This is a genomic window from Pseudomonas sp. CFBP 13719 (assembly GCF_014842095.1).
Lineage (GTDB): Bacteria > Pseudomonadota > Gammaproteobacteria > Pseudomonadales > Pseudomonadaceae > Aquipseudomonas.
In genome coordinates this window covers 180,090-191,552 of the sequence record NZ_JACYVB010000009.1, presented here as the reverse complement: position 1 = coordinate 191,552, position 11,463 = coordinate 180,090, and the positions used below count along the sequence as shown (strand labels likewise).

The following is an 11,463-nucleotide window of genomic DNA, read 5'->3' as shown; positions in this document are numbered from 1 at the left end:
TGTTTCGCGGCCACGGACCGCTCCTACGGGTTTGCGCGGAGCAACTGTAGGAGCGGTCATCGGCCGCGAAACAGGCACCGCAGTGCATCGGCCGGACTGCTTGCGCAGGTGTCGTGTCCGATACTCACCGTGTAGGATACCCGCCAGGTTTCCCAGGAGAGTCCAAATGGGCAAGTTCTTCATTCCGGCCACCTTGGCCGTCAGCCTTCTGCTGGCCGGTTGTCAGGCCGTCAACACCACCAGCTCAGGCGCGGTGGGTGTGGAGCGCAAGCAATACATGTTCAGCATGTTGTCCACCGACGAGGTGAACAAGATGTACGCCCAGTCCTACCAGCAGACCTTGACCGAGGCCAGCGGCAAGGGCGTGCTCGACAAGACCAGCGCCGAAGCCAAGCGCGTGCAGACCATCGCCGATCGGCTGATCGCCCAAGCGCCCAAGCTGCGTCCGGATTCGGCACAGTGGCAATGGGAAGTGAACCTGATCAAGAGCGACGAGCTCAACGCCAACTGCGGTCCCGGCGGCAAGATCATCTTCTACACCGGCCTGATCGACAAACTGAAACTCACCGACGACGAGATCGCCGCCGTGATGGGCCATGAAATCGCGCATGCCTTGCGTGAGCACGGCCGCGAGTCGATGTCCAAGGCCTACGGCATCCAGATGGCACGCAACGGGGCAGGGGCGCTGCTGGGGCTGGGCGAAGACAGCCTGAAGCTGGCCGATACCGTGGTCAACTACAGCCTGACCTTGCCCAACAGCCGCAGCAACGAGAACGAAGCCGACCTGTTCGGGCTGGAGTTGGCAGCGCGCGCGGGGTACGACCCCAATGCCGCCATCACCCTGTGGAACAAAATGACGGCAGCGGCGGGCAGCAACTCGCCACCGGAATTCATGAGCACGCACCCGGCCTCAGCCAGCCGGATATCGTCATTGCAGGCGGCCATTCCCAAAGTCATGCCGTTGTACGAACAGGCGAAGAAGTCCTGATGTATCGCGGCGTCTGATTCGCGGGCATTGACCGCTCCCACGCCAACCTCTGTAGGAGCGGTCAGCGGCCGCGAAAGCCGCGCCGCCGATCCCCGCACTTTTTATACCCAGCCGCTGACCTTCATCGCCTGATACACCGCAACGAACGCCAGGATGAAAAACGCCCCCGAAGCCAGCCGGCGGATCAGCGTCAGCGGCAACTTGTCGGCGGCAAAATTGCCCGCCAGCACCACCGGGACATTGGCAATCAACATGCCCAGCGTGGTGCCGATGATGACCATCAGCAGGTGCGGATACTGAGCTGCCAGCATCACCGTCGCGACCTGGGTCTTGTCGCCGATCTCGGCGATGAAAAACGCGATCAGCGTGGTCATGAACGGCCCGTAGCGCCGTGCGGTGGTGGCTTCGTCGTCGTCGATCTTGTCCGGTATCAGGGTCCACAGAGCGGTCGCGGCGAAGCTTGCCGCCAGGATCCAGTGCAAGGCAGCGTCGGAGAAGAAGCCGCTGAACCAGGCCCCCACTGCACCTGCCGCCGCATGGTTGGCCAGGGTTGCGGCGACGATGCCAGCGATGATCGGCCAGGGCTTGCGAAAGCGTGCCGCAAGGATCAGCGCGAGCAACTGGGTCTTGTCGCCAATTTCGGCCAAGGCCACCAGCCCGGTAGGGACAAGCAGGGATTCCAACATCAGGAGCGTTCCTATGGGGGCGGGTCGACACGGCTATGACACGAACAGCCTCCCCGCCCCGGGTAAGGTGTGCGTGTCATAGGTCTTGTCAAACCCGGGCCGTCTGTGCGGCCGCTGGGTCGCACGCGCCATGGCCTGAGGGCCAAGTATGTTGACGCGTGCCATGCGAGCTGGCGCTCGCGGGAGACTACTCCCCTAGGACGGTGCGGATTCTGCCTAGGCGATGACGATAGGGCAAGAAAATATTTCGCTATTTGACAGCCCTGTAAATCTTGAAACCGCGTCCCTCGGAGAGCGTCTGGCAGCGCCCGAAAGCACCTTCGATCAGCGGTTGATAGCGCAGGAAGCTGTTGGCTACCAAGCGAAGTTCGCCACCTTTTTTCAGATGTTGGCTGGATTTTTCCAGCAGGTTCTCCGCAGCGTGGTAGCTGGTGTGCACCCCGGCATGGAACGGCGGATTGCTGATGATGGCATCCAGATGCAGCGGCGCGGCGTCGATACCGTCGCCGGTGATGACGTCGGCATCCAGACCGTTGGCTGCCAGCGTCAGGCGGCTGCTGGCCGTGGCAAAGGCATCGACATCGAGCAGGGTCAGCTGGTTGTCCGGGTAGCGCCGCTTGAGGCTGGCGCCGATCACGCCGGCACCGCAGCCGAAGTCCAGCAGATGGCCGCGAGGGAGGCCGCCGATGTGATCGAGCAGCAGTTCGGTGCCACGGTCCAGCCGACCATGGCTGAAGACACCCGGCAGGCTGACCACGGTCAACGGCTCATCGGCAATCTGCAGCTCATAGCGCTGCGCCAGGCTTTCCAGATCCACGGCCGGTGGTGCCTGTTCGACCGTCACCTGCCAGAGCTGGCAATGCCGTGCGCTGTCCAGCTTGCGCGGCTTGCCGAAGGCATGCAGCAGCTTCGCCGCGCCCTCGATGCCGCCACGCTTCTCGCCGACCAGGTACAGCTCGCGCCCTTGTAAGCGGGAGGCCAGGGCATTGAGCAGGTAGCTGGTGAGGTCACGGGATTTGGGCAGGAACAGCACTGCACCCTCGAACGCCGTCTCGGGAATATTCACGCCGAAATGGCTGCGGCCTTCGAAGCGTGCCTCCAGCGCTGCCTGGTCGCCGGCATGCCAGCACCAGCCGGCGGCGTTCGGCAGCTGGCCGAAGAGGTCGTCGGCAGGCAGCCCGGCCAACAACAGCTGACCTTGAAACAAACTGGCCTGACGAAGCAGCACTTCACTGCGCGGGTCCATGGGAGGGCTCCTGGCAAAAGCGCGGATTCTAGCAGACCGGGGCCGGTTTCAGACGCTGCGGATGGGCTGGCCGGCGAAGAACGCCGTGGCGTTTTCTGCCAGTTGGCCAATGATCCGCTGGCGCGCCTCGACACTGCCCCACGCACTGTGCGGGGTGATGATCAGGCGTGGGATGTCGTCGCCCAGCAGCGGGTTGCCGTCTACCGGTGGCTCGACGCTGAGCACGTCGGTGGCCGCGCCGCCCAGGTGCCCGCGGCGCAAGGCATCGGCCAGGGCCTGCTCGTCGATGATGCCGCCGCGCGCAGTGTTGACCACAAAGGCGCTGGGCTTGAGCAACGCCAGCTCGGGTGCGCCGATCATGTGTCGGGTGTGCTCGTTGAGCGGGCAGTGCAGGGTCAGCGCGTCGATCTGCGGCAGCAGCTCATGCAGCGGCAGGCGATCGGCGCGTGCCGGGCGGCCGGGAATCTGCCCCGACAGCACACGCATGCCGAAGGCTTCGGCCAGCCTGGCAACCGCGCCACCGAGTTCGCCGTGGCCCAGCAGGCCGAGGGTCTTGCCTTCCAGTTCGACGATGGGGAAATCCAGCAGGCAGAACTGCTTGGCCTGCTGCCATTTGCCGCCCGCAATGGCGCGCTGATAGTCAGGCAGTCGGGTGGCCAGGGCAAGCAACAGCATCAAGGTGTGCTGGGCCACCGAAGGGGTGCCGTAGCCTTGGCAGTTGCACACGGTGATGCCCAGCTTGCGCGCGGCTTCCAGGTCAACGTTGTTGGTGCCCGTGGCCGACACCAGTACCAGCTTGAGGTCCGGGCTTGCCTGCAGGGTTGCGGCATCCAGGGCGATCTTGTTGCTGATGACCACGTTCAGGCCGCGCAGGCGCTCGGGCAGTTGCTCAGGCGTCGTGCTGGGGTAGAGCTGCAGGTCTTCGAAGCAGGCCTTGAGCGCGGCAGGGTCCAGGTCACCCAGGTCCAGGGAGCTGTAGTCGAGGAAGGCGGCACGGGTGGCGGGCATGGGTGAACCTCTTGAAGTGGATGTGGATGTTCTACCATAGCTGCTGGATGAAAATCTTGTGGCCCTGGCCTGCTGACCTGAGGTAGCGTCCGGGGCTGTTTTTTGCAATCACCGCGTTTGCATCTGCCGCGCCTGGAGCCTGCCGTCATGTACTGGACCGAATTTCTCACCGTTGCCTTCATCCACTTGCTGGCGGTGGCCAGCCCGGGTCCGGATTTTGCGGTGGTGGTGCGCGAAAGCGTCAGCCACGGGCGCCGGGCCGGTCTGTGGACCGCGCTGGGGGTGGGCACGGCCATCTTCGTCCATGTGGGCTACTCACTGCTGGGGATCGGCCTGATCGTGTCCCAGTCCATCGTGCTGTTCAATGTGCTGAAGTGGGCCGCTGCGGCGTACCTGCTTTACATCGGTTTCAAGGCCCTGCGCGCCAAGCCGGCCGCGGTCGGTGTGCAGGCCGACAGCGCCGCGCCGGTTGAGCGCACGCCAAAGGGCGCCTACATGGCCGGTTTCATGACCAATGGCCTGAACCCCAAGGCCACGTTGTTCTTTCTTTCCCTGTTTACCGTGGTGATCAGTCCGCACACGCCGCTGCCGGTCCAGGCCGGTTACGGCGTGTATCTGGCGCTGGCCACGGCGCTGTGGTTCTGCCTGGTGGCCATGCTGTTCAGTCAGCGCCGGATACGCGAAGGCTTTGCGCGCATGGGGCATTGGTTCGACCGTGCCATGGGCGTGGTCCTGGTGGCGCTGGGCGTGAAGATCGCCCTGAGCGAAATCCGCTGAAACCTGCCGCGCGCTGGCCTCGGATATCGCTCCTGGCTGGCTATAATGGCCGCGCAGCGCCTCTTGCCAGCACCACCACGAAAATGGAACAGCGTCGATGAATTCAGTACACCTGCCCTGTCGCCGGGGCAGATTACCCCTGGCAGTCGGTTTGGCGACGCTCGCCGGGCCGGCGCTTGCCGTCAGCTTCAACATCGGCGAAATCGAGGGTCAGTTCGATACCTCGCTGTCGGTCGGCGCCAGCTGGTCCACGGCCGGGGCAAACCGCAACCTGATCGGCGTCAACAATGGTGGCGCAGGCCTGTCGCAGACCGCCGACGACGGTCGCTTGAACTTCAAAAAGGGTGAAACCTTTTCCAAGGTCTTCAAGGGGATGCACGACCTGGAACTGAAATACGGCGACAGCGGCGTCTTCATTCGCGGCAAGTACTGGTACGACTTCGAACTCAAGGACGAAGGCCGTCCCTTCAAGGACATCAGCGACGCCAACCGCAAGGAGGCCGCGCAGTCCTCCGGCGCGCAGCTTCTCGACGCGTTCGTCTACCACAACTACGCCATCGGCGATCAGCCAGGCGCCGTTCGCCTGGGCAAGCAGGTGGTCAACTGGGGCGAGAGCACCTTCATCCAGAATGGCATCAATGCCCTCAACCCGATTGACGTCTCGGCCTTGCGCCGACCCGGTGCCGAGATCAAGGAAGGGCTGGTCCCGGTCAATCTGTTCTACGTCTCGCAGAGCCTGACCGACAATCTCTCGGCCGAGGCCTTCTACCAGCTCGAATGGGACCAGACGGTGGCTGACAACTGCGGCACGTTCTTCGCCCAGGCAGACGTTACCGCCGATGGCTGCAGCGATAACCTGCGTGTGCTGGGCGAGCGCTCGGGGTTGCCGGCTGCCGCTCTTCCAGGGCTTGCCGCTGCCGGTGTGGACGTCAACGAGGAAGGCGTGCTGGTGCGCCGTGGTGCAGACCGCGATGCACGCGACAGCGGCCAGTTCGGCGTGGCGCTGCACTACAACTACGACCCACTGGACACCGAGTTCGGTGCCTACTTCATGAACTATCACAGCCGCGCGCCGATGTTCAACGCAACCGGGGCATCGACCACGACCTACGCGGCAGCGTCGCGCGCCGGGGCTTTGGGGCCGTTGCTGGTGGCCGGCAATTCCGGCTACTTCTACGACTACCCCGAAGACATTCGCCTTTACGGGCTGAGCTTTTCCACCACGCTGGCTACCGGCTCCGCCTGGAGTGGCGAAGTCAGCTACCGGCCCAATGCACCGGTGCAGCTCAACACCACCGACATTCTCTATGCCGGTGTGCGCCCACTGGGCGGCACCTACAGCAATGCGTCGCTGCTCGACGGCACCCCCGGCCAGGACTTGAAGGGCTACCGCCGCAAGGAAATCACCCAGCTGCAGACCACCCTGACGCATTTTTTCGATCGGGTCATGGGCGCAGACCGGTTGACGGTGGTGGGCGAGGTGGGCGTCACCCACGTGGGTGGCCTGGAGAGCAGTTCGCGCATGCGCTACGGTCGCGACGCGGTGCATGGACCTGGCGCTTTGCCCGCCACCAACGGCCTGGACACCTGCGCAACCCTGCTCAACAGCGCTACCCTGGCCGCTGCGGGTCCAGGTGCCTCGACCAGCAATCGTTCGCGCAACTGCACCGACGGCGGTTTCACCACCAGCACCGCATGGGGCTATCGCGCCCGTGCCATCTGGGACTACAACAGCGTGCTCGCCGGGATCAACCTGCACCCCAGCGTGGCGTGGTCGCACGATGTGTCCGGCTATTCGCCGAGCCCCGGCGGCAACTTCGAGGAAGGTCGCAAGGCGGTCAGCCTCGGGCTCGACGCCGAGTACCAGAACACCTACACGGCGAGCCTGTCGTACACCAACTTCTTCGACGGCAAGTACACCACGGTGGATGACCGCGACTTCCTCGAACTCAGCTTCGGCGTGCATTTTTAAGCGGCTCTTTGCAAGCCGCAGGCGTCGAGCCTGGTCGGCCCGGTGTGGGGAATCTTTCCCGGGTTTTGCCGTCCAAAGCAGTCAGAGGTCCATGACCCGCCGCATTCTGTTTTGCAGATTTCCGCCTTGTAGTAGGAGTTGCCCATGTTTACCTCGCGTCGCTTGATCACTGCCGCCGCTGCCATCGCCCTGTTGTCCGGGTGCGCGTCGCAGAATCCGTATGAAAACCAGGGCCAGGCCCAGGGTTCTTCGGGCATCAGCAAGACCGCCAAGTATGGCGGGCTGGGTGCACTGGCCGGTGCCGTGGCCGGTGCCGCCATCGACCACAACAACCGTGGCAAGGGTGCCCTGATCGGCGCTGCCGTGGCAGGTGCCGCTTCGGCAGGCTATGGCTATTACGCCGACCGCCAGGAAGCGGCATTGCGTGAAAGCATGGCCAACACCGGGGTCGAAGTGCAGCGCCAGGGCGATCAGATCAAGCTGATCATGCCGGGCAACATCACCTTCGCCACCGACTCGTCGAATATCTCCAGCAGCTTCTACTCGCCATTGAACAACCTGGGCAATTCTTTCAAGCAGTTCAACGAGAACAACATCGAGATCGTCGGCTACACCGACAGCACCGGCAGCCGCCAGCACAACATGGACCTGTCGCTGCAACGGGCCCAGGCGGTCAGCAATTATCTGACTTCGCAGGGTGTCGATGGCTCACGCCTGTCGGTCCGCGGCGCAGGTCCCGACCAGCCAATCGCCAGCAACGCCGACGCCAATGGCCGCGCCCAGAACCGCCGCGTCGAAGTCAACCTCAAGCCGATTCCAGGCCAGCAGTACCCGCAGCAGTAACCCCTGGCTCGCCCATGAAAAATCCCGCTCTGGCAGCGGGATTTTTTGTGGGCGATCAGTCCGTTTCGAGTCGTTCCAGCGTCGCGTCCTTCTGCGTCCACAGCGCGTTGACCCAGGCCTGGAACCGAGCCCGGTACTCTTCGTCCTGATCGTAGCTGTGGCCGATGAACTGCGCGGGAATCGGCAGTTCTTCGAACAGCACATGGATCTCGCCCACCCGACCGCACAGCAGATCCCAGAAGCCGGGAGCACCCTGGGGGTAGAACAGCGTCACGTTGACCATCGACTGCAGTTGCTCGCCCATGGCATCGAGCACGAAGGCAATGCCACCGGCCTTGGGCTTGAGCAGATGGCGAAACGGTGATGCCTGCGCCGCGTGCTTGGCCGGCGTGAAGCGTGTGCCTTCGGCGAAGTTGAAGATGGCGGTCGGCTTGCCGCGAAACTTGGCGCAGGCGCGGCGCGTGGTGAGCAGGTCTTCGCCTTTCTTTTCCGGATGCTTGGCCAGATAGGCCTTGGAATAGCGCTTCATGAACGGGAAGCCGAGCGCCCACCAGGCCAGGCCGATTACCGGCACCCAGATGAGCTCGCGCTTGAGGAAAAACTTCAGCGGACGAATGCGCCGGTTCAGCACGTATTGCAGCACCAGGATATCGACCCAACTCTGGTGGTTGCTGGTCACCAGGTAGGAATGCTGGTAGTCCAGGCCCTGCAAGCCCTCGACTTTCCAGTGGATACCGCCGAGCAGGTTCATCCAGGCCTTGTTGTTGCTGATCCAGGCTTCGTGGATGTGGCGCATCAGTTCGTCGGTCACACGCTGCGCCGCCGCGAACGGCAGGCACAGCTTGATCAGGCTGACGACGAACAGCGGCGTGCAGCAAACGATGGTGTTCAGCGCCAGCAACAGTGCGGCGCACAGGCCGGTAAGGGTTTTCAAGGGAAGGGTCCTAAAGGTCGATGGTGCGGTTGGCCTGGATGGCGGTCAGGGCAATGGTGTAGACGATGTCGTCGACCTGAGCGCCACGCGGCAGGTCGTTGACCGGTTTGCGCAGCCCTTGCAGCATCGGCCCCAGGCTCACGCAATCGGCGCTGCGCTGGACCGCCTTGTACGTGGTGTTGCCGGTGTTCAGGTCGGGAAACACGAACACCGTCGCGCGGCCGGCGACCCGACTGTCCGGGGCCAGCTGGCGCGCCACGTTTTCATTGGCGGCCGCATCGTACTGCAGCGGGCCGTCGATCAGCAGGTCGCGCTGGATCTCCTGGGCCAGCTGGGTGGCCTCACGCACCTTCTCGACTTCTTCGCCACTGGCAGAGTTGCCACTCGAATAGCTGATCATCGCCACCCGCGCGGCAATGCCGAAGGCTTCGGCGGAGTCGGCGCTCTGCAGGGCGATTTCTGCCAATTCCGCAGCGCTGGGGTGCGGGTTCATCACGCAGTCGCCATACACCAGCACCTGATCGGGGAACAGCATGAAGAACACCGAGGACACCAGGCTGCAGCCGGGCGCGGTCTTGATCAGCTGCAGGGCCGGGCGGATGGTGTTGGCGGTGGAATGGACGATGCCTGACACCAGACCATCCACTTCATCCAGGGCCAGCATCATGGTGCCGATCACCACGTTGTCTTCCAGCTGCTGCTCGGCCATGGGCGCGTTCAGGCTTTTGCTTTTGCGCAGCGCAACCATCGGCTCCACGTACCGACCGCGGATCAGGTCGGGATCGAGGATCTCCAGCCCGTCGGGCAGCGCGATGCCATGGGCGCTGGCAACCGCCTGCACCTCGGCCGGCTTGGCCAGCAGCACGCAGCGTGCAATGCCGCGCGTCTGGCAGATGGCGGCCGCCTGGATGGTCAGGGGGTCGTGACCTTCGGGCAGCACGATGCGCTTGTCGGCCTGTTGCGCGCGCTGGATCAACTGATAACGGAACACCGCCGGTGACAGCCGCAGTTCGCGCGGGGTGCCACAGCGCTGGTGCAACCACTGGGCATCCAGATGGCCGGCGACGAAATCGGTGATGATCTCCGCACGTTCGCGGTCATCAATCGGAATTTCCTTGTTCAGCTGGTTCAGGCGTGTGGCAGTGTCGTAGGAGCCCGTGCTCACCGACAGCACCGGCAGGCCGGCCTGCAAGGCGCCCCGACACAGCTCGAGAATGCGTGGGTCGGGTAGCGTATCGCTGGTCAGCAGCAGCCCGGCCAGGGGCATGCCGTTCATGGCGGCCAGGCTCACTGCCAGAATGATGTCGTCACGGTCGCCCGGGGTAACTACCAGAACCCCCGGCTTGAGCAGCTGCACGGTATTGAGCACCGTCCGCGCGCAGATGATGATCTTGTTCATCCGCCGCTGCTCGTAGTCACCGGCGTTGATCACCTGGGCGCCGAGCAGCTCGGCCACGTCACGCGTGCGGGGTGCGTTCAGGTCGGATTGATAGGGAATGCAGCCGAGCAGGCGAAAATCGCCGCCACGCAGCAGGGGCGAGTGTTCCTTGAGGCGGGCGGCGAAGACGTCCATGCCTTCATCGGTACGCACCTTGTTGAGGATGACGCCCAGCACCTTCGGATCACGCGGGCCACCGAACAACTGCGCCTGCAGCTCGACCCGTCCGGAAAGCTCGGCGAGCACTTCGTTCTCGGCGCTCGACACCAGAATCACATCGGCATCCAGGCTTTTCGCCAGGTGCTGGTTGACCCTGGCGGCATAGCTGGCGTGGCGGGTGGGCACCATGCCTTCGACGATGACCACATCGTTGCCCAGGCAAGCCTGCTGGTACAGCGTCAGGATCTCTTCAAGCAATTCGTCGAGCTGACCATCGCCCAGCATGCGCTCCACATGGGCCAGGCCCAGGGGCTTGGGTGGTTGCAGGCCATGGGTACGGGCCACCAGTTCGGTCGAGCGCTCCGGGCCCTGATCGCCGGGGTGTGGCTGGGCAATGGGCTTGAGGAAGCCGACCTTCAGGCCGGCGCGTTCCAGGGTCCGCACCAGCCCCAGGCTGATGGAGGTCAGGCCGACGCCGAAATCGGTCGGCGCGATGAAAAATGTTTGCATGCGAGCTTCTCGGGTGAGCTTCGGGCTGCACGCTACAAGCATCACGCCACAGCCCGCAAGTAGAAACGAATCGCGCCGTGGGCAGTCATAACCTCAAGATGCGTGCAGCAGGCCTAAAGGCCGCGCGCATTGTGTCCGGTCGACCACTGGCCGAGTGGGTTCGCTTTCAAGCCAACCCTTGGTTACACTTGGTCGTTCTACATTCTTATGCAAAAGGTCTTACCTCATGCTGATCGCCGCCAACAAGGCTGTCTCCATCGAATACACCCTGACCAACGACGCCGGTGAGGTTATCGACAGCTCCGCCGGCGGCGCGCCGCTGGTCTATCTGCAGGGCGCTGGTAACATCATCCCCGGCCTGGAAAAGGCTCTGGACGGCAAGCAGGTCGGCGACGACCTGGACGTGGCCATCGAGCCTGAAGATGCCTATGGCGAGTACGCGGCCGAGCTGGTCAGCACCTTGTCGCGCAGCATGTTCGAAGGCGTCGACGAGCTGGAAGTGGGCATGCAGTTCCACGCGTCCGCGCCGGATGGCCAGATGCAGATCGTGACCATCCGCGATCTGGATGGCGACGACGTCACCGTCGACGGCAATCACCCGTTGGCCGGTCAGCGCCTGCACTTCAAGGTCAAGGTCGTCGACATCCGCGACGCCAGCCAGGAAGAAATCGCGCACGGCCACGTTCACGGCGAGGGTGGTCATCACCACTGATCTGAGCAAGGCGCTCTTGCGAGCGGCCAGGCGCAGATGCAAAAAAGGGGCACGTCAGCGACGTGCTCGTTTTTTTTGCCCCGCCACATCGCTACCCCTGTAGGAGCGGTCAGCGGCCGCAAAGGGTTGATGCGTTATCTGCTGGCACTGCGCGGCGCGCTTTTCGCGGCCACGGGCCGCTCCCACACTG

At 63.8% G+C, this 11,463-nt stretch carries 10 protein-coding genes and 1 riboswitch; of the genes, 5 read left to right on the top strand and 5 right to left on the bottom strand.

What is annotated here, in order from left to right; all coding sequences use genetic code 11:
• Positions 1-166: 166 nt before the first annotated feature.
• Entirely contained in the window at positions 167-988 is an 822-nt protein-coding gene (locus IFT57_RS23390) for a M48 family metallopeptidase (RefSeq protein WP_122715185.1), read from the top strand.
• Positions 989-1,089: 101 nt separating this feature from the next.
• On the opposite strand, the gene IFT57_RS23385 is transcribed toward IFT57_RS23390, so the two are convergent.
• The 3 genes from IFT57_RS23385 to IFT57_RS23375 all read right to left on the bottom strand — a co-directional run bounded on the left by IFT57_RS23385 (position 1,090) and on the right by IFT57_RS23375 (position 3,928).
• Entirely contained in the window at positions 1,090-1,674 is a 585-nt protein-coding gene (locus IFT57_RS23385; protein WP_192152819.1) for a TMEM165/GDT1 family protein, read from the bottom strand.
• 90 nt (positions 1,675-1,764) lie between these two features.
• Positions 1,765-1,882, bottom strand: a riboswitch (yybP-ykoY riboswitch).
• Between the two features lie 42 nt (positions 1,883-1,924).
• Complete coding sequence (locus IFT57_RS23380; RefSeq protein WP_192152818.1) at positions 1,925-2,920, bottom strand: class I SAM-dependent methyltransferase; 996 nt, start codon at positions 2,918-2,920, stop codon at positions 1,925-1,927.
• Between the two features lie 48 nt (positions 2,921-2,968).
• Entirely contained in the window at positions 2,969-3,928 is a 960-nt protein-coding gene (locus IFT57_RS23375; RefSeq protein WP_192152817.1) for a 2-hydroxyacid dehydrogenase, read from the bottom strand.
• Between the two features lie 147 nt (positions 3,929-4,075).
• Here IFT57_RS23375 and IFT57_RS23370 point away from each other — a divergent pair, with 147 nt between their 5' ends.
• From IFT57_RS23370 to IFT57_RS23360, 3 genes are all read left to right on the top strand, one after another.
• On the top strand, positions 4,076-4,705 hold the full coding sequence (locus tag IFT57_RS23370) for a LysE family translocator (protein WP_192152816.1): 630 nt from the start codon (positions 4,076-4,078) through the stop codon (positions 4,703-4,705).
• A 97-nt stretch (positions 4,706-4,802) separates the two neighbouring features.
• Positions 4,803-6,677: a DUF1302 domain-containing protein gene (locus IFT57_RS23365; protein WP_192152815.1), complete on the top strand. Its 1,875-nt coding sequence runs from the start codon at positions 4,803-4,805 to the stop codon at positions 6,675-6,677.
• A gap of 144 nt (positions 6,678-6,821) precedes the next feature.
• Entirely contained in the window at positions 6,822-7,520 is a 699-nt protein-coding gene (locus IFT57_RS23360) for an OmpA family protein (protein ID WP_122475182.1), read from the top strand.
• Between the two features lie 55 nt (positions 7,521-7,575).
• Here IFT57_RS23360 and IFT57_RS23355 read toward each other — a convergent pair whose 3' ends face one another.
• Both IFT57_RS23355 and pta read right to left on the bottom strand, forming a co-directional pair.
• Positions 7,576-8,454, bottom strand: coding sequence for an acyltransferase (locus tag IFT57_RS23355; protein WP_192152814.1), 879 nt, complete (start codon positions 8,452-8,454; stop codon positions 7,576-7,578).
• A gap of 10 nt (positions 8,455-8,464) precedes the next feature.
• The gene (gene pta / locus IFT57_RS23350; protein ID WP_192152813.1) at positions 8,465-10,561 is read right to left on the bottom strand and encodes a phosphate acetyltransferase; all 2,097 of its coding nucleotides are present in this window, start codon (positions 10,559-10,561) and stop codon (positions 8,465-8,467) included.
• Positions 10,562-10,787: 226 nt separating this feature from the next.
• Between pta and IFT57_RS23345 the strand changes: the two genes are divergently transcribed.
• Complete coding sequence (locus IFT57_RS23345; protein WP_043192958.1) at positions 10,788-11,273, top strand: FKBP-type peptidyl-prolyl cis-trans isomerase; 486 nt, start codon at positions 10,788-10,790, stop codon at positions 11,271-11,273.
• Positions 11,274-11,463: the final 190 nt, after the last annotated feature.

Excerpts from the sequence above, each read along its gene's own strand:
- IFT57_RS23365 (WP_192152815.1), top strand. The coding sequence starts at position 4,803 with ATGAATTCAGTACACCTGCCCTGTCGCCGGGGCAGATTACCCCTGGCA.
- IFT57_RS23390 (WP_122715185.1), top strand. The coding sequence starts at position 167 with ATGGGCAAGTTCTTCATTCCGGCCACCTTGGCCGTCAGCCTTCTGCTG.
- IFT57_RS23375 (WP_192152817.1), bottom strand. The coding sequence starts at position 3,928 with ATGCCCGCCACCCGTGCCGCCTTCCTCGACTACAGCTCCCTGGACCTG.
- IFT57_RS23370 (WP_192152816.1), top strand. The coding sequence starts at position 4,076 with ATGTACTGGACCGAATTTCTCACCGTTGCCTTCATCCACTTGCTGGCG.
- IFT57_RS23360 (WP_122475182.1), top strand. The coding sequence starts at position 6,822 with ATGTTTACCTCGCGTCGCTTGATCACTGCCGCCGCTGCCATCGCCCTG.
- IFT57_RS23345 (WP_043192958.1), top strand. The coding sequence starts at position 10,788 with ATGCTGATCGCCGCCAACAAGGCTGTCTCCATCGAATACACCCTGACC.
- IFT57_RS23380 (WP_192152818.1), bottom strand. The coding sequence starts at position 2,920 with ATGGACCCGCGCAGTGAAGTGCTGCTTCGTCAGGCCAGTTTGTTTCAA.
- IFT57_RS23385 (WP_192152819.1), bottom strand. The coding sequence starts at position 1,674 with ATGTTGGAATCCCTGCTTGTCCCTACCGGGCTGGTGGCCTTGGCCGAA.
- pta (WP_192152813.1), bottom strand. The coding sequence starts at position 10,561 with ATGCAAACATTTTTCATCGCGCCGACCGATTTCGGCGTCGGCCTGACC.